This window comes from Granulicella sp. L60, from assembly GCF_009765825.1.
In the GTDB taxonomy this organism is placed as follows: domain Bacteria; phylum Acidobacteriota; class Terriglobia; order Terriglobales; family Acidobacteriaceae; genus Edaphobacter.
This window is the reverse complement of sequence record NZ_LMUR01000004.1, coordinates 29,820-48,962: the sequence shown is the minus strand read 5'-3', so window position 1 is coordinate 48,962 and position 19,143 is coordinate 29,820. Positions and strand designations below refer to the sequence as shown.

Below are 19,143 nucleotides of genomic sequence, written 5' to 3'. Positions count from 1 at the left end.
GTTTGCGCTTGGCTGAACGTCCACAGCGCCCCGAAAGTTGCACTTGGCATGAATTCAGACAATTTGTTTATGTCTCATTAATAAAACTCATGCTAAATACATCTTGTTCATCTTGACTTAGCTAATGTGTGTCGGCGAGTGTTTTCCGGCATGTTCTATTAACCGTTCAAACGGAGTTCCCCGACTTATCGTGGAATTCCGGGGGGCTCTATTTTGATTCGCTTTAGATTTTCAGAAAACTACTCTATGCTGCGGTCTTCTTTCTTTGTTCTTTTCTCTGCTCTGGTCTTCGGTTTGGGTTCGGGCTTTTGGGCCTTCGGTCAAACGGCACCACAACTTCTGCCATATGCAACGACGCTGGTAGCTGGCGGCGGAACGACTGCAACATTTACTGTTCCTGGAACCTGCCCGGTCAGCGGCAGACCGGTCATGGACAAATTTGGTGACAACTGTCTTGCGACTGAAGTGCAACTCAATGACCCTCGCTATGTCACCGAAGACTCCGCAGGTAATATCTTCATCTCCGATACAAAAAATGCGGTAATTCGCCGGGTTGACGGCGCCAGCGGAGTGATTACGCTGATCGCCGGCGGCGGCACGTTAGGTAGTGGTACCACCACGGAATATACCAGCGGACAGGCGTGCGGTGACACCGACAAGAACTACGCAGCCGACTATCAGGGAGATGGATGCCTTTCGAGCTCAGTGAAGCTGGGATCTCCCGAAGGATTGGCGATCTCTCCGATCACGGGCAATCTTTACTTTGGCGACATCACGAATGGAACTGTCCGCATGATTGCCGCCGGATCGAACGGTTCGGTTACCGGACCCGGGTTGATCTCCAATGTGGTAGGAAACGTAACAGGAGTGAAAGCCACGTTTGGATATGCAGCCAACACTGCTTCGTCGACGATCAATCCAGCGACACAGGGAGCGCTCGACGATCCTTATGGTGTGACGTTTGATAAACAGGGGATTCTGTACGTTGCAGAGGAAGGCAAGAATGCTCTGCTCGCTGTGAATACGACGCAGTCTGCAGTGACCGTTGCAGGGATTGCGATTCCTGCGGGCACGATTGCAAAGCTCGCAGGGTTCCAAAACTTGACGGATGGAGCGTATTGCCCGAACGGCACTAGTGGCACCACAGGATGCGCGTTCGGCAACTGGACGAATGGCAGCAGTGCAAGCACCGCGCAGTTGGATAGCCCGATCGACCTGACGGTCAGCTCCACAGGCAATATTTTCTTTGCGAATAACTTCAGTACGAGCATTGCTATTGGTGAGGTTTCTGCGGAGGGTTCTATCTCGACGTATGCGGGTAAACAGGCGATCGGCATGGTGACCAATACGCGCGCGACGGCGAACACGATTCCTATCGGTTCGCCCTATGGCGTCACCGTTGATGCGAATGGGAATGTGTATGCTTCCGACGCCCTCAAGGGCTGGGTGTGGCGCATTGATGCAGCGAACCAAGGTATCTACGTGATTGCAGGCGGAGGAAGCTCGTGTAACTCTTCGCCCTATGGCGACGGATGTCCGGCAGGCCAGACGAAGTTTTCTACGGGAACAGCGGCGATGGATAAGACGAGTGGACTGCCATATGCGTCGGCTCCAGGCGTTGGAGGATTATATTCAGATGTCGCCGGCTCCCTGATCATAGCGGATGCGACGGCAAACCTGATTCACAAGATCGCAACCAATGCGGACTTCGGCACAATTCTACCGACACAGCCAACCCAGACGATCGATATTCACTTCGGTGCAAACGATGGTCCGGGTGGTGTAGCGTACACACTTACCAGCAACCCTGGAAACTTCTCAATTGGTGCGGCTAGCTGTACTTCGAATAGCGATAGCACGACCGACTGCCTACTTCCAATTACAGCGACACCGACGCAGGCGACCTCGGGTGCATTCTCTAGCACGCTGCATATCGCCAGCGCAAAAGGTGGCTCCGCTGATATTCCTTTGACTGGGAGCCTGGAACTAAACCAGCTTGCCAGCACTACCTCACTTACTCTCTCCGCCAACAGCACAAACCCTGTCTCCCCAGTGACCATCACAGCTACGGTGAGCAGCACCACAAACTCCGTTCCGATCGCGGGTACGGTTACGTTCTACAACGGCGGCACGCAGATTGGAATGCCCCAGAACGTTGTGAACGGGCAGGCGTCTATTCAGAACACGTTCGCTGCGGGTATGTACTCCATTACAGCGACCTATAGTGGAAACCAGTTTTTCTTTGGTTCGACCTCGGTCGCCTCTCCCATCACCTCAGTGATCCCGACATTTACAACCACGCCGCTGCAAACGACGCTCACCGTCGCGCAGGGTCAAACTGCGGCAGAGGGTCTCACGCTCATCACCGCAGGTGGCTATGCCGGTACGGTGTCCTTTGCTTGCTCCGGACTTCCGGCCAATGCCTCATGCCTATTCAATCCCTCTTCTGTATCGCTTGGAGCGGGAGGGGCTGTGGTGGCACTATCGATTCTCACCTCAGGGCCTGGCAGCTCCTCAGTTCATCCCTTTGCACTTCCAGGTTTCCACGGAGGGCAGATTGTATTTGCCTGTCTTCCTGGAGCAATGCTGCTGTTGATCGTGGTGCGTCGCCGTCCTAACCGGAAGCTCCCAATCTCTCTCTTGTCCTTGGGCGTGCTGATAGTTGGGACAGTTTTCCTAGGCGGATGCAGCGGCGGCACTCAGACTGCGCCGTCTACATCGACTGGAACAAGCGCTGTGACGGTCACTGTGACTGGAACACCCAATGTCGTTTCGACGGGAACAAATATCGTTCAGACGATTCCGTTGACCTTGGTAGTCACGGCTCAGCCATAACAGCTCCCGTCGCGATAGATATGGAAGATAAAAGCACCACGTGGCCGGACTTTCCCGGCGTGAAGCAGATTTCAGGAGATTCATTGATGCAGCGCAACTTCATTTTGTTTCTGATGCTAGTACTACTCCTTGGGCATTTTGTAACTCCTAACTCGATCGGTTATGCGCAATCTGCTGCAACGGGCGCAATCGGTGGAACCATCGTGGATCAGGGTGGCTCCATGGTCTCTGGCGCAACGGTTACCGTGACGAACACAGCAACAAGCGCGACACGTTCGGCTATTACCAATGGCGCGGGGCTCTATCGCCTTCCGGAGCTTGAGCCTGGAACCTACACCGTGGTAGTCACCTCTACTGGGTTTGCCACCTATCGAGAGTCGCAGGTGCCAGTCACCGTCGGCGGTTTTACCGATATCTCACCCAAGCTGACCGTTGGTAACGTCAGCCAGACGGTCGATGTCACGGATACCGCGCCAATGCTGCACACGGACTCCTCCGAAATATCCAGCGTCATCGATCAGACTCAGATCGACAATCTGCCGATCAATGGCCGCCGCTGGTCGAGCTTCGCCCTGCTCACTCCTGGCGTTGTCTCCAACAGCGACGGCTTCGGTTTGCTTAGCTTCCGCGGCATCAGCTACCTGCTCAACAACAATACCGTCGACGGTGCAGACGACAACCAGGCGTACTTCTCTGAGGCCCGAGGCCGCACCCGTGCTGCATATTCCATCTCTCAGGCGGCGGTGCAGGAGTTTCAGGTCAACACCTCCAACTACTCTGCCGAGTACGGTCGCGCTGCCGGTGGCGTAATCAACACGGTTACCAAAAGTGGCGGCAACCATCTGCATGGCGAACTCTTCTTTTACGATCGCGACAACAATTTGGGAGGAGCCGTCAATCCGTATACCCTCTTGACGGTGCCGAACGCCGCAGGCAATTACGTCACCTCTCCATACAACCCCAAAGACTGGCGCAAACAGTGGGGATTTGGCGTAGGCGGCCCACTGATTCACGACAAGCTCTTCTGGTTCTACTCCTACGACCAGCAGAAACGGAACTTTCCAGGCACTGCGCGCGCCTCCGACCCCGCCGACACCTTTGCTCCGGCAAACTCCTCACTTCCGGCCAACGAAAGTTGTAACACCAGCACTGGCACTCTAACCGTCAACGGTGTTGCGGAAGGCACTGGAACGGGCAACCGTCCAGGGGCGCCATGGGGAGGAGACTGGGAGTCTTGCCAACTCGCATCCGCAATCGGATCGAGCTATCAGGCTGGAGCCGCCTACTATTTGCAGGGCCTCGGCATCATGAACTCCTTTCTTGGCACCGTGCCACGCACCGGCGATCAGGTTATCAACTTTCCTAAGCTCGACTGGCAGATTAGCGAACGTAATCACTTGGCTCTTGAGTACAGCCGCTTCCGTTGGGACTCGCCCGCGGGCATGGAAACTCAGGCTTCAAACTTTGATGGTCGTGCTTCCTTCGGTAACGATTTTGTCAAAGAGGACTTTGGTATCGCCCGCCTGACTACTGTCCTCAACGACCACATGGTCAACAACTTTCTTTTTCAGTATGGCCGCGACCTAGAGGTTGAAACTTCCCAGGATCCACTACCCAACGAACTTCCGCTCTCGAACAACCAGTTCAACCGGCCTCCCAACGTTGAAATTGGATTTGAGTATGACCAGCAAGGCTTCAACATAGGCAAGCCCGACGACCTCGAGCGCCGCGCCCTCCCCGATGAGCGGCGTCTTCAGGGCATGGACTCCGTCTCCTGGAGCCACGGAAAGCACCTGACTAAGTTCGGCTTGGACTACAACCATATCTCTGATTACATCAACAACCTCTTCGACGAAAACGGAACTTACGAAGAAGACTATTCGTGGGAGTTCATCGGAGATTACCTGCACTCTGTGCTTGGTATTGGTGGAGCGAACTACGGCGCAAGCACCGGAGGTGGCAACTACTTCAGCTTCTCTCAGGGCTTTGGCAATCCATCTGCTTTGATTGCTACCGATGAGTATGCAGGCTTTCTGACTGACGACTGGCGCATCACTCCACGACTGACTATCACTGCCGGTGTGCGATATGAGTATCAATACATTCCATCGAGCCCCACGCCCAACCCCAGCCTTCCACAATCGTTCGGCCATCCCGACGACCGAAATAATATCGGGCCACGTGTTGGATTTGTTTATAACCTTTATGGCGACTCAAAGACCATTCTTCGTGGCGGCTATGGCCTGTACTACGGACTCGTTCCCAATGCGAATATTCTTCAGACCTACCTGGAATCGGGCGGTCCCAATGCACAGATCAACTATAGTGGCATCTTTCAAGCTCCCTGTGCGCCTGTCTTCCCCAATATCTACACCAATCCATCAAAGCTTACCGGTTGTGCAGGCGCCTCGACGATTGCTTATCTCTCTCCACATCTTCAGAATCCACAGGTTCATGAAGCCGATCTGGCTCTCGAGCAGGATCTCGGCCACAGTATGACCTTCTCTCTTACTTACATGGGCTCCTTTGGTCGCGAACTAGACAGCTCCAATGACACCAACGTGGCCCTAACCGGAAACGGAACCATCTCTTACGTCGTGAATAACAACACAACCCAGTCAGGTGTTCCAGGTGCGTATGTCACGCTACCGCACGGCGGGAAGAATGCTCCGCTTTCCAACGGCTTCGTCTACACCACTACATTATTTACCGGGACCAATCGTCCTAATCCCAACTACGGCGATATCCTCGAGATTGCCAGCAACGTCAACTCGAAATACAACGCCCTGGCAGTACAGTTGAATCGTCGCTATAGCCATGGACTATCCATCTTGTCCAACTTTACCTGGGCGCATGCGTTAGACTTCAACCCCTACATCGGAACGGGTGTCCCAACCTTCAACGTCTTTGATCCTACTAACCTTGGCAAAGAGTACGGCAATAGCTCGCTCGACGTCCGACATCGCTTTGTCTTCGCGGGCATCTATGAGCCAGCAATCCATATTGTGGGTTGGAAGAAGTATCTTGCCGATGGTTGGAGGATCGCGCCAGTTGTGCAGATTCAGAACGGTCTGCCCTACACTCCGACTGTTAGCGGAGGCACGAACGAAGGGGAGTTCAAGAGCATCAATGGCGTAGGATCGAGTGCGGACCGTATCGATATACTAGGTCGAAACCAAGTCACGATGCCGAAGACCGCGAATGTGGATTTGCGCTTAGGCAAAAACTTCTATCTCCCAGATAACCGTCTCGGCAGCTATCGTCTGGAGATCTTCGCTGAGGCTTTCAACCTACTTAATCACCAGAATATTACTAGCGTTTCGCACGGCGCTTACTCTATCTCTTCTGGTAGCGGAACAACGCCGAATACACTAAACTTCGTACAAAACTACGGGACTTACCTCAACGCGAACAGCAACAATACCTATAGCCAACGTCAGATGCAGCTCTCCGCTCGCCTGCACTTCTAATCTACTAGACGAAAGTAAGCAGGGTGGTTTTGAGTAGTAGCCACTCTGCTTATTTTGCAAACTACTGTGCAGCCGAAGGTGACGGTGGTGCAGTAAATATCTCATTCAGCACATGGGCCAGGCGAAGACCACCAAGTGCCAGTTGTTGATCGACGACCTTAATCTCCATCTCGTAGTATCTGGAGTCGATCAGAGTGCCGGCAGGAACAAATGCATGTTGGGCATAACGATGTGAAGCATTCGCCCAGACCGTCGGATCGCCTCCATCCTTGCGCTGCCAATCATTCTCTCGAATCTCTGATCTCAGTAGTCCAAGATACCCCTTTTCATGCATATTACGATACTCCAACAGGCCTTCATCCCAAGCCCCGTGCAGGTTGCACTCGGAGCGTTCGTCGCATTGCATCGTGCCAAACAGGATCACATGGATATCATTACCTTCACGCGCCTCGCCGATCGCGTGAAGGTAATGATGGATATCGCCAACCAGATGTACCAAAAACTTCAGTGCAAATGCCTTCTGCTTTTTGTCTGTCGATGAGCTCTGTGGTTGCTCTTCGAAGTAGAGAATCCGATCTGCCACACAATCGCGCCACTTCGACTGAGGATCGTTGTCAGGTTCAGGACAGTCCCGTACGCGGTCATAACTACTTGCCGAGCCGGGAATATTTACAAAGTGCCACCGCGCTGTTTCACGATGATCTTCCCTGTATTCATCCGCCCAGGAGGACACGTCCGCGAGACTTTGCTTGCCGAGGAGATAGCGCACATTTTCCTGTGCCAACGGCGTCAGATAATCCTCGGCCACCATCGCAGTCAACCGGTGTCCCTCGCGCCCCCATGCGAAGCACTGCTGTACCAAGGCAAAACAGAACAGATAGACAACAAGAATTCGTTTCACTATTTCTAACCGCCTTATGTGCTTTATCAAAAGTTCGAGTTAGACTTACCTGCTCGTCATTCTAGCCATATCGTCACGAAAAGATCAGACTATCTAACTACACAAGGATGACGCCGGTTTGTGTACTCTTAAGAGGAATATCTATGGAGCATCACTTGAGAAACTCCGTCTTCGGAACTGCTTTATGTTTTCTTGCCTTGGCTAGTACCACTCTCATTTTTGGAGCGCAGGCTAAAGCGCAACAGCCTGATGTGCCTACCCTAAACGTTAGCAGCCGCATCGTCCTGCTCGATGTCGTCGTCACTGATAAGCAAGGAAGACCTGTCACAGATCTAAAGCAGAGCGACTTCGCTGTATATGAAGACAAGCTTCCTCAGAAGATCTCTTCCTTCGAGGTGCCTTCCGTTCACGAACTCCCCGTAGTATCCAGTACAACTGAGCTAATCAATCCCGATGACCCTAAGAGCTTCGGACAGTCACCAGTTACTGTCCTGGTGCTTGACGAGCTCAACACCCACTTTGAAGACTCTTCTTTCGCCGTGCGCTCCGTCCGGCAGTATCTCGAATCTCACCCTGCGCTTCTTGCCCAACCCACGATGCTGCTCATCGTCGCTGACAACCGTTTTCATATGCTTCAAAACTTCACCCAAGATCGCGAGGCTCTCCTCAAAGCGCTCCGCGAACAGTCCGTCCACTACGCATGGAAGCTCGAAGGCGATAAGAGCATTGGCTATGGGCCAGTCGAACGCCTCGACCAGTCTCTCAGCGCGCTTGAGCAGATCGCTCAGGCTACCGCTCGTATTCCAGGCCGCAAGAACCTCGTCTGGGTCGGCCAGGGCTTTCCTTCACTCGATCCTGCCGAGCTTGCCACTCATGATCTGGATCTAGTCAACAATACGATCCAGCATGTGACCGATGTCCTCCTCGATAGCCGCGTTACTCTTTATGCCGTTGACCCAACTACCAGCGCTGCCGGTCTGACCGAGATAACCGATCCCACCCAGCTTGAGTTCGCGCAGGCAGCAGGAGACACGCTTGCCACCAACGTTGATCCCTTCGCCTCAGAGGCATCCTTCGACCGTCTCGGTCCCGTCACTGGAGGCCGCGTACTTCGCGGCATGAACGATATCGACAAACAGATCGCGCTCTCCATCGATCTCGGCACTCACTTCTACACGATCGGTTATGTCCCATCGGGAAGCAGCACGGTGCTACACCAGTACCGCAATATCCACGTCGTCTGCCTTCACCCTGACCTTACGGTGTCTACTCGCAACGGCTACTATGCTCTCCCTCCAAAGACTGCCAACTCAAGCGAGACGCTTACCTACGATCTCAACACTGCTGCTCTCAGTTCTATCCCGCTCACGGCACTCCGAGTTACAGCCGAACCAGCGAAGCCCCTGGCAGATTCATCGCCCACATATACCGTCCATGTGGATGCGACGATGCTTTCATGGCAGCCTGCAGAAAACGGTAGCCACTCCGTGAAGGTAGCCATCCTTGTCGTCGCGCTCTCGGCGAAGGACAAGATCCTTGCCCACACTCTGCGAAGCGAAACTGCGCTCGCAAGGGCGGGGGCTGATCTTCAGCAGGCAGGTAAGAATGCTGACTTCATCATTCCCACTCCTCTACCCAAAGGAGCAACGCGTCTGCGCTTTGTCGTTCGCGAAACCGCTACTGGACGTATGGGTACAGCGGACATAAAGGTTTCTCCATAGGTAGAAAAACTTTGGCGATGCTCCATCGAAAACGCCGAATCTTGCGTCCTGCAACCGGAGTGCTGATTGCCGCACGATCGACTCGACACGGAGTAAAGTTGTCTACATGGGAAAAACGGCTGTTTGTTTGATTGCCTGCGTGATATTTGCTGGTGGCTTAGGTATAGGTGCCCAGGCGCCCTGTATGAGCTCCGGAATGGCGATGCCGCCGATGGATGGAATGCGCCCCATTCCCCCGCCGGAGCAGCTACCCGTCCCTATCCATATGACCGGAATCGGCAACTCGCACATCACCATTAAAGCTAACACCGAGACGCAAGCGTGGTTCGACCAGGGACTCACGCTGCTGCATGATTTCTGGGACTACGAGTCGGCGAAGGCGTTCGAACAGGCCATCCGCACAGACCCTAACTGTGCGATGTGCTACTGGGGACTTGCCCAGGCGGAAGACATGCGTGGTGGTCCTAAAACGGTCTATAGCAACAAAGCTCTTGCTGAGGCGGTGCGTTTGAAAGGCAAAGAGAGCAAACCTAACCGCCTCTACATCGAAGCCGCCGAAGCCCAGTCTGCGGAAGAGGAAGGATCGCACTCGAAATCCATCGCAATCTATCGAGAACTGGTAAAGAAGTCGCCACGTGATATGGAGGCGAGCATCTATCTCGCGAATGACGTCGGCGATGGCTATGACAAAAACGGTGACCCGAAGCCAGGTCAGAAGGAAAGAATTGCGATTCTGGAAGCTGTGTTGAAGCAGGCTCCTGAAGACTCCGCCGCGAACCACTACTGGATTCATGCCATGGAGCCGAGCAATCATCCCGAACAGGCGATCCGAAACGCAGCTCTTCTTGCCAGCCTCGCGCCAACGAGTGGCCACATGGTCCACATGCCCGGACACATCTACTACCGCGTAGGGGATTACGTCAGCGCCGACCGTTGGTTTGCTGCCTCTACGGAGGCCGATGAGCGCTACATGCGTGAGCAGCATGTAGGTGTCGATGACGACTGGAACTACGTCCACAATCTCATGTACGCCATCGCCAATCTGATGGAGCAGGGCCGACTCAAGGAGGCCAATGCTCTGTCGGACCGGCTGGCGGGAGCACGAGGCGAGCTTTCGGCGACACTCTACATATGGAATGCACGAGACCAGATGTCACGCGTGAGTCGGCGCCTTCCGGTGGCGTTGCGCGTGGGCGACTGGGCAACGGTGCTCACCATGCTCGAAGACGGAAATCTCCTTGAAGATAAGAAGACAGCCAACCTGCGCTTTCTTCGCGACGAACTGCGCATCTTCGCCCAGGGTATGCAGGCACTTGATCGCGGAGACCTCGCATCCGCACAGTCAGCTTCGGCGCGGATGGACGCAGGCCTCTGGCGCCAGGGTCAGGAGGCACAGCCCGTCGCCGCCGACAAGCTCAAAGCGGACGCCACCAAATCAACCCCACCCATGGATTCCCTAAACCCCGATGCCCTTGCAGGCCCGCTGGTCAGTATGTTCAGCATCGAGTCGGTCGAACTGCGCGCGGGCGTGCTTTTGCTCCAGGGAAAAGTCGATCCGGCAAAGAAGCTATACGAGCAGGCATCACTGACTGAAAAGAATCTTGGTTATCGCGAGCCTCCCTTCTGCATCCGGCCAGTCGCCGAGACGGAAGCTGATGCTCTTCTGCGCGCAAAAGACTATGCAGATGCAAAGACCGCTTACCAGTCGGCGCTGATCGAGCGGCCTGCTTCGGGGTTCGAACTGTACGGTATTGCGCGCGCGGACGAACTCGCAGGAAACACCGTGCAAGCCCAGACGGAATATCAGACCTTCCTGAAGGCATGGCCCTCGGCGGACTTGGAACTCCCTGAGATGCTGCATGCCCGCAAAGCATCGGGCGAGACAGCGCATCTCACCTCATCCTTCTAGGATCGGCCTCGCATGCCGGATTCAAGCAACCGCATGCCACAAGCCTTCCATGCTCCGGAGATACTCTGTCGCCTGGGCAGCAGGAAGCGGTCGTTTGAAGAAAAATCCTTGGATACGATCACACCCCAGCAGCCTGAGTTGCGACATCTGCTCGTCATTCTCTACGCCTTCGGCTATGACCTTCATGCCCAGACTATGCGCGAGCGAGATGATGGCCTGAACGATCGGATAGGTTCCCTTCGTCTCCGCGATGCGCTCGATGAAGGACTGATCGATCTTCAGTGAATCGACAGGTAGCTGGTGCAGTCTTCCAAGCGAGGAGTAGCCAGTGCCGAAGTCGTCCACAGAGAATCGAATACCCATACGAGCCAGCACCTCGATCTGATCGAAGGCATGCCCAGTCTCCGGCATCAGCGTTGATTCCGTTACTTCAAACTCCAGTATCCGCGGGCTGAGCTTATGCCGGTTCAGTGTGTCCATTACCTTTTTTGAGAAGTCGAATCGAGTCAGTTGCAATGGTGACAAGTTCACCGCAACTCGGACCGGGGGTAAGCCATCGTTCATCCACTCCCGGCTCTGTCGGCAGACCTCCTCCAAAACCCAGTTGCCCAGCGGCACAATCAATCCGCTCTCTTCGGCAATCGGAATAAAACGTGCCGGAGACATCTTCTGAAGAAACGGATCTCGCGATCGTACGAGTGCCTCCAGCCCATACAATTGACCGTCCATCGTCATCTGAGGCTGGTAGTGAATCTCGAAGTCCCCGTTCTTGAGCGCCCTTCGCAGGCTTACCTCTACGTCGCTTGCCTCTGAGGCAGAGACGCTGATCGCTTTCGATACGCGAACATATTGAGCTCCACCCCGATTCTTTGCCCGGTACATCGCAGTGTCTGCATCCCGCCACAATCCCGCTGCGGTCTCTCCATCTTCCGGATAGATCGCTATCCCGATACTGACCGCCAACTCGATCTCGAAGCCATCAATCTGCACCGGCGGCTTTAGCGCATCGAGCATAGCCTCAGCGACACGCTCTGACTCTGAACTCTCGCTTATATCGTAAAGAAGCAACGCAAACTCTTCGCCACCCGTTCTGGCAAGGGTGTCCACACTACGCAACCGCTCTCCCAACCGCTGTGCAATCTCTTTGAGGCAGAGATCGCCGGCCACATGCCCATAGGTGTCATTGATCTGCTTGAAGCGATCTACATCAAGGCACAGCAGCGCACTCTGGTGACCGTACTCACTGGCATGAGCCAACGTCCGCTTCATTCGTTCTTCAAACAGCGCTCGATTTGGCAGTCCTGTCAGTATGTCGTGATGCGCCTGAAGCACAAGTTGTTTATGCAACCGTTGACGCTCCGTGACATCTTGCATTAATGCGAAGGCCACCTCTCTGCCTTCGAGGATCAGAGGGTGGCTCGCGATATCCGCCTGCACAATGGAGCCATCCTTCCGCTTGTGCTCCCATGGTCCCGAGAGCTGCTTCGGCTCCGTCGTTCGGAGCTCCATCGGAGCTTCGCTGCATCCGTCAGGCTGCACATCCAGCAACGTCATCCGCTGAAACTCTTCCTTCGTGTAGCCGTAATGCGTCACCGCAGCATCGTTCACCTGCAGAAAAGCCAGCGTATCCCGGTCGTACATCCACATCGGGTGCGGATTTCCTGCGAACAGCAGGCGATACTGTTCGCTCGCGATCTTCGCGGAATGAATCTCTTCTTCGAGTAAAACGAGAATCATTCCCGAGGCGACGAAGTACTTTGGCAGATTCCAAATCTCGGCATTCACTACCAGGTCCGGCGCAATACGCGACAATACCTCGCCCAAAGCCCAAACGGCTGCCCACGCATAGAGAGCCAGACTTACGGTTCCCGTGCCTGCCGTAAGGCGACGCTGCTCGAAGCTGAATAGAACCGCATTCAGACTGAAGCACTGCGTGAGAATCACCTCAACGACCGCGTTGACGTCCCCATGCAGCAGCGACACCACCAGCCATACACTGCAAGCCGCGATCAACGGTAATAAAGCGGATAGCAGCTTCCAGTTGGTCCTGTAGAACGCTATCGCCAGGATCAGAGTCCCGATCTCCCCAGCGCACGCACAGACCAGCAGACCGGCAGGCGATGTATGAGGTAGTGCTGCAAGAGTCACCGCAGCAGACCACGGAATTCCGATCAGGTAAAGGACCGCCACCCAGCGAACCGCGTTCCCGCGAAACACCTCGAGCGACAAGACAAAGCAAACTCCGCAAAGAATTAGCGCCCATAAAGCGGCGATGTCCTGAACTGTCTGTCCGGTTACTCCTGTCGGATGAAAGAGCAATCCGAGAAAATGCAGCAGAACGAAGAACCAGCCGAGCAGCCAGAAGAGTACGCGCTCTGTCGGCCTCTTGCGATAGATCGAGGCGAACAAAAGAACGACGAATATAACAATCAGGAAATCGATGACCTGGTTCATGTGCTCCGCGATTGGTCAGGCCTAAAAGATCGTAAAAGCTTCACACTATCTCATAAGCTCCTATCCCTCAACGGCACAAAAGTTGTAGACCTATTGGCTTCTTTAGATCGAGATGATGACTTTACGGATAAAGAGCGCTTATTTTCAGCAGCTTGCGTTCCAGATGGCGGTATTATCGCTCGTCCTGTACCTTCCCGCTTATCCCAGGAGATATCCCTTGACCGCCCTCAGCGTGCGACGCTCCAGGTTTTTCCATTGAACGTCGCCGCGAGCGAGGGCGCCGTTCATAAGCGCACGCGCGATCCATAGGACATCATCTGCGGCTTCTCCGAGTCGCCCGAGCCGTAGGTGCTTGTTATGTTCCGATAGCATCCTGCAGAGCAGTTCGCGAAGCTCCCCATCACCAACCTGATGTCCATCGTCTTCGATCAGTCTGTCTTCCGCAGCCTCAAGGAGACGATAGAGAGAGGGACGGTCGCGATGCGTGGCGATCATTGCCTGCACCAGCTTTTTCAAACCCTGCTCTAGGGAAAGGTGATTGATTTCCTGGAACGTATGACGAAGCTTTGCGAGCGTCCTTGCCTCGTACTGCTCGATCAACGCGGCCAGAATTGCATCCTTGCCGGGAAAGAACTGGTAGAGCGATCCGATACTGACTCCGGCCTTGATGGCGACAGCGTTCGTGTTGAAACGGCCTAACCCCTCGCGCTCCAGGATGTGAGCAGCTGCCTCAAGGATGACTGCTACAGTCTCGGCAGACCTGCGTTGTACGGGCGTCTTTCTTGGCTGGATCGGTACTCTTCGAGAGGGTCTGCTTGCGTTATGAATGCGAGTTGTAGATGTGAGCATTTGCTCACATACTAAATGCACTGCATGGCGCGCGCGCAAATTTCTCGAAGAGGGACATATGTTTATGGCAGAAAAATTGGGTACGACAGAGACGCAACGCAACTCTTCTTACTTGGAGAGCCCGCCATTATACACATTCTTTATGCTTGTTAAAACAACGCCACGCTGGCTGCAGGCTCCGGAATCAGTGCGCACTGCTTTTATGAAGGACGAAGTGATGCCATTGCTGAAGCGATGGCCCGATGTGACTCTGCGTTATTACGACGCAGAGTTTTTCACGACTCGTTGTTCGGATGTCATGGTGTGGGAGACGAAGAATCTTGTTGCTTATCAGGCTCTCGTCGAAAAGCTACGCGATACGCTTTTCTGGGATACGTATTTTGAGATCGTAGAGATCATTCCTGCGATGGAAGTTGCGTATGCCAGCCTCGACAATGCGCCCGCGGTCGATCAGGCTACGTAGTAGATAAGAGAGGGCCGGGACGCCGGTCCTTTCTTTGCATGAGATTCGCATAATTCTTTGGTGGAAATTTTTATTTCTTACAACTGCCACTTTAGGCAATTTCAGACCAGCCCGAGGTCCATCAACTCCCGCTACAGCGTCCGATTACGCGACCAGACTATCATGGACAACGATCATATTCAGGTGCTGCCGCACACGGTATGGCTGCCTGAATTAGCAGCCACTGCCAGCAAATTACGTCCTGTTCCCCGCAAGACAAAGAGCCGAATCAGCCTCAGTTATTCCTTTCCTGAATAATCGACCCTCTACTATTTATTGGACTTCGTGAAACGAACCACTCTACGTTGACGCATATCGCAACCGACTCCACGGTTGAATGAGGTGCTCAATGCAGATCAAAGTCAGACTCGATTCGCGGCTCGCCGACAGGTGGGCAAAATTCTTCACCAAACAACGAATTGCCCGCGCCGCTCGTGCGCTGGCTCCAACCCTTTTTGCGCTTGCCTTCGCAGGCGTTGCCCATGCGCAGGGGACGATGGACTTCTCTGGCGCCCAGACCCTTATGGGCACCTTCAAAACTTTCGCTGTTTACGCGGGTGCGGTCATCTGTTTTGGCGGACTCATCTTCGCCGGAATCCGCATGATGTTGGGAGATTTCAAGATGCGATCCCAAGGCTTTTCGGTGCCGGAGTGCTCGGTTGGGGAGCCGGTTGGATCGGACCTGATGAGGGCGACGTTCACCCCATGGAGGAGGCGCAGGGCTTTCGAGCGCTTCTGAATCTGGAGGAGCCGAAGTACAGCATCGAGCGGATCGCAGCGCGTACCGGCAAGAATCCTGCCTACATCGCGGCTCGTTTGAAACTGACCGAGCTTGCGCCCGTCGTTGTCGACCCCTTCTACTGCGAGGAGATCGGCGTTGGCCATGCGCTCCTGCTGGCGAAGCTTCAGCCCGACCAGCAGGAACAGGCGCTTGCCGCCTGCTTCAAAGAGGATTGGAGCGCGGGAGGGCAGAAGCCGAAACGCATCCTTCTCCCCGTCCGTAGTCTGCAGTTCTGGATTGAGTCGAACATCCTGCTCATCCTCAAACTCGCATCCTTCGATAAGCGGGACGCGCAGCTTATGCCAGCAGTAGGAAGCTGCGTGGAGTGCCCCATGCGAACAGGGCATAACAAGCTCCTGTTTTCCGACCTTGGCAAGACCGACGCCTGTACTGCGCCGACCTGCTATCAGTCCAAGGTGGATGCGCATGTCGCCAAAACCATCGCGGCCAAACCCAGGCTCGTCCAGATCAGCACGGCCTATGGACAACAGAAGGAAGGCAGCGCCACCTTGCCACGCAACAGGCACACCGAAATCCGGTCCGAGAAGCCCTCAAGCAAAGAAGAATCCACGCGACCGGAGCTCGAGACCTGCAAATTCACGAACGAAGCCATCGTGTCGGAAGGCATCGACAAAGGGGAACTGCGCAAAGTGTGCACCGAGTCCACCTGCCCGGTGCATCATCCCAGGCAACGTCCGCAGCGAATCGTGGAGGATACCAAATGGAAGGCCCAACAGGAAAAGCAACGTAAGGAAGCCGCGACTGCCAATACGACCGGCATCCGCATCCTTGCGGCCATCAGCAGCGCAGCCGTTCCGGTTCGGCTGATGAAACGCGACCCGCTCTTCGTGGTCGAGCGGATGGCTTCTTTGTTGGACGAAAAACCGTCTCGCGGTGGTGGCCAGGAAGCGTGGTATCAAGAAGGCAAAGACAGCGATTCCATCGGGAAGCTGTTCGCCGCCTATCTTCGCCGTACCGAGTAGAGCGCCTTAGGTGGGATATTGGTCGAATTAACTCTTGTCCATGCGGCCTCGCGGGAGAACGTCGCACAGGTGCTCCGCGATGCTGCCACCGTCTATAAGGTGGCAGCATCGCGATTGCGCTCAAGGTGAAGCAGGAGTTGGCGGCCAGGACGAAGGCAAAGAAGGAAGTGAAACCTGTAACCGGGAACGCAAAGAAAGCTGCTTAAATTCCATCTCTGCGAGAGGCGGCAAACATGCCGCCTCTCATTTTTCGTTGCTCAAAACCGCGCAGGGAGAACACCCTTCGGTTTCTGCCTGCATCCATTTCCCGCTTGTTTCCCGACAATACCGGTCTCAGCTCCGTTGCCGAGCCAACAACGCCGCAGGCCCGATCTGAAATCTCAGCTCAAAGGCGCTGTTATCGAGAGCTTCCTCGATAACAGACGCCACCGTCTCCGAATTTCGCACCACTAATATTCGTCTAGCATACTGTCTTATATCCTAAGGAATGTAATAACGGAAACTGGTATAGACGAAGTTATTGATCGCTTTAGGAGCGCCGCCAACCCCGGACCATCCGTCGCGATTGAGATAGCTATAGGCCGCGCCATATTGAAGTTTGCCTGCAGGGCCGTTATAGATGCTGTATACCCAGCCACCCGAGAATTGGGAGATATCTCTGGTAGCCCCGAGGCAGGGACTGGCACCTGGAGCGAAACCGGTACCTGCTGTCGGTACAGCCTCGACGTTGCAGCCCGTATTGTTTGCGTTTGGAGGAGCATAGCCCACAAGTGTTCCGCTGTTGCTGATATAGAAGGTGCGCTGGACATATTCCGAGCCTGCATATCCGAAGATGTCGAGCTTCTTCGTCGGGTGATACTCAAGAGAAAATAGACCCTGTGCATTGCGCAGCGGCGAAAGTGTGCCATTGGGACGAACGGTGATATCAGGAAGGAGAGAGACGCCATAACGCCCAGTACCATCACCGGCAACTACGTGCAGGCCCATCTCAACCCTGGGAGCAACCGGGAAACGGGCATTGGCAACGAAGCCTCCGCCAACTCGAGTATCGTTCTGCGCCCCAACCGCTGTTGTAGCGCCTGGATAATAGCGATCCCGAAAGAAGCGCACTACGCCGCCGATTTCGTAATGACCAAATCCCGGTTCATAGCTGGCTTTAACCAAGACATCAGGCGCTACCTGGTTCGTATAGTTTGCGCTGGAATTATTGAGACCGCCCAGTGCTCCTGGATTTCCAAAGAAGAAATTAGATGACGCGTTCGAGGCGCTGAATTGATACTGCGAGTTTTCCAAGGCCATGGCAAGAGTAAGCTTTGGTGTGAATGAATTCTGCAAGCGGAAACCTGCCTGCCTGAGATAGGTATCACCCACATGAAGATTCTGGTCGAAGATGAGGGGAGCCCATTCCGATCCAGGATCGGTTGTTTTCTTGTCTTCGGTGAGGAGGGTCCACATCTGGCCGCCGGTGAACTTAATATGTCCAAATGTCGCCTGTCCCCATGCCTGCCGTACCCGAAGGGTATAGCTATTGCTCTGTAGGTTGTTCGAGGTAATGCCGGCGGATAAGAAGTCTCCCTCGAAGAATCCACTCACTGTTCCGAACGGAGCCTTGCCGCTGAAGAGAGTGGAAAGACGTGTTGCTCGAGCGCTGGGCACCCATTCACTGGTGTGCGCTTCTCCAGAATTCATGTAAGGCGTTGTGCTGAAAGCGGTATAGATGTCGTCATTCATTGCTCTTTGGCGCCATATGCTTTCACCGGCCAGAAATCCCCCGGGAGTGATCGTCATGCCCTTGTACCGCAACGCGACTGGTTCATCGATGCTCTTTTGCAGAGCCTTCTGATTATCTCGAACCTGCTGGACGCTGTTGCTTACAGCGACATCCCTCTCGCGAAGATCAGTTACTGAAGTCTGAAGGCCATCGACTACAGTTATATTCTGCCGAAGCGTGCTGTCAATGTCGTGAATTCTGGTGGACGCTGTTGCAGTCGTTTGCTGAGTATTCAGGGTCTGTGTCTTCAGCGCCTCGATCTGCTCGTCCTTCGCAGCAAGCTTAGCTTTAAGTTCGTCAATCTGGCTCTGCAGATCTTCGCGCATCTGCTGGATCTGGGCTTCAATGGAGGGAGTGGCGCTCCTTTTTGGCAGTTTGCGATGGACCGATGAAGGTTGCTGCGGGGCTGTCGTATTGGATTGTGCTTGAACGAAGACGGTGGTGCCCGAGAATAGAACAGCAGCGGTGAAAAACGTTGAGATCGAATTCATATAGGACCTCCAAAATCCGTAACTCGTGTAGACATGGTTTGCTCAATATTCCGGGAGGGGGGACAAACCAGCGGGTGAAAACTCGTCATCGTCGCGCTCGGGCGTATACATCCGTCGTCGCTAATAATGCCCTTCACACGTTTCGATTCATTCCACCTAGCGCCCTCTGTGGGAGGTGATGGCAAAATTCGCCAAAGTCTTAATGGTCCATTCCCCCGTCGACCTATACCGCGGGGAACCGATATGAGCCCGCTTGCTGCCGAATGACTTTAGAGAGGGTTCAGTTCGCGTTGTTTTTCAACGTGACTTCGCGCGTCATTGGCCGCAACAAGATACCGATTGTTGCCTGCCCTATCACTTTAGGGTGAGCGCACGTCGATATCTTCCAGAAACGCACTGTTAATCATTCAAAATGCACGATTGGATACGAGATTCAGAGTTCAATCCGCAATAGCTTATAAAAACATTTGTGTCGC

Annotated in this window: 10 protein-coding genes and 1 pseudogene; 7 read left to right on the top strand and 4 right to left on the bottom strand. The window is 54.3% G+C overall.

Annotated features, from left to right (window positions below; all coding sequences use genetic code 11):
• Positions 1–246: 246 nt before the first annotated feature.
• Both GSQ82_RS02550 and GSQ82_RS02545 read left to right on the top strand, forming a co-directional pair.
• Complete coding sequence (locus GSQ82_RS02550; protein ID WP_158790466.1) at positions 247–2,835, top strand: Ig-like domain repeat protein; 2,589 nt, start codon at positions 247–249, stop codon at positions 2,833–2,835.
• 86 nt (positions 2,836–2,921) lie between these two features.
• Positions 2,922–6,305, top strand: coding sequence for a TonB-dependent receptor (locus tag GSQ82_RS02545; RefSeq protein WP_158790465.1), 3,384 nt, complete (start codon positions 2,922–2,924; stop codon positions 6,303–6,305).
• Between the two features lie 61 nt (positions 6,306–6,366).
• On the opposite strand, the gene GSQ82_RS02540 is transcribed toward GSQ82_RS02545, so the two are convergent.
• On the bottom strand, positions 6,367–7,206 hold the full coding sequence (locus tag GSQ82_RS02540; protein ID WP_158790464.1) for a S1/P1 nuclease: 840 nt from the start codon (positions 7,204–7,206) through the stop codon (positions 6,367–6,369).
• Between the two features lie 251 nt (positions 7,207–7,457).
• Between GSQ82_RS02540 and GSQ82_RS02535 the strand changes: the two genes are divergently transcribed.
• Positions 7,458–8,927, top strand: a complete 1,470-nt coding sequence (locus GSQ82_RS02535) for a VWA domain-containing protein (RefSeq protein ID WP_158790463.1) — start codon at positions 7,458–7,460, stop codon at positions 8,925–8,927.
• Between the two features lie 184 nt (positions 8,928–9,111).
• Entirely contained in the window at positions 9,112–10,836 is a 1,725-nt protein-coding gene (locus tag GSQ82_RS02530; protein ID WP_158790462.1) for a lipopolysaccharide assembly protein LapB, read from the top strand.
• A gap of 21 nt (positions 10,837–10,857) precedes the next feature.
• Here the strand turns inward: GSQ82_RS02530 and GSQ82_RS02525 are convergent, their stop codons facing one another.
• Complete coding sequence (locus tag GSQ82_RS02525) at positions 10,858–13,290, bottom strand: bifunctional diguanylate cyclase/phosphodiesterase (RefSeq protein WP_158790461.1); 2,433 nt, start codon at positions 13,288–13,290, stop codon at positions 10,858–10,860.
• Between the two features lie 198 nt (positions 13,291–13,488).
• Positions 13,489–14,139 carry a TetR/AcrR family transcriptional regulator gene (locus GSQ82_RS02520; protein WP_158790460.1) on the bottom strand — a complete coding sequence of 217 codons (651 nt, stop codon included), beginning with the start codon at positions 14,137–14,139 and terminating at the stop codon, positions 13,489–13,491.
• Between the two features lie 64 nt (positions 14,140–14,203).
• On the opposite strand from GSQ82_RS02520, the gene GSQ82_RS02515 reads away from it, so the two are divergent.
• The 3 genes and pseudogenes from GSQ82_RS02515 (at position 14,204) to GSQ82_RS24650 (ending at position 16,405) form a co-directional block, all read left to right on the top strand.
• Positions 14,204–14,602 (top strand): darcynin family protein, encoded by a 399-nt coding sequence (locus tag GSQ82_RS02515; protein ID WP_158790459.1) that lies wholly within the window; start codon positions 14,204–14,206, stop codon positions 14,600–14,602.
• A 376-nt stretch (positions 14,603–14,978) separates the two neighbouring features.
• Positions 14,979–15,322, top strand: a pseudogene (locus tag GSQ82_RS24865) (hypothetical protein); the annotation flags it as partial.
• A 432-nt stretch (positions 15,323–15,754) separates the two neighbouring features.
• A complete protein-coding gene (locus GSQ82_RS24650; protein WP_216846996.1) occupies positions 15,755–16,405 on the top strand; it encodes a hypothetical protein in 651 nt (216 codons plus the stop codon).
• A gap of 480 nt (positions 16,406–16,885) precedes the next feature.
• On the opposite strand, the gene GSQ82_RS02500 is transcribed toward GSQ82_RS24650, so the two are convergent.
• Positions 16,886–18,667, bottom strand: a complete 1,782-nt coding sequence (locus tag GSQ82_RS02500) for a hypothetical protein (RefSeq protein WP_158790457.1) — start codon at positions 18,665–18,667, stop codon at positions 16,886–16,888.
• Between the last annotated feature and the right edge of the window lie 476 nt (positions 18,668–19,143).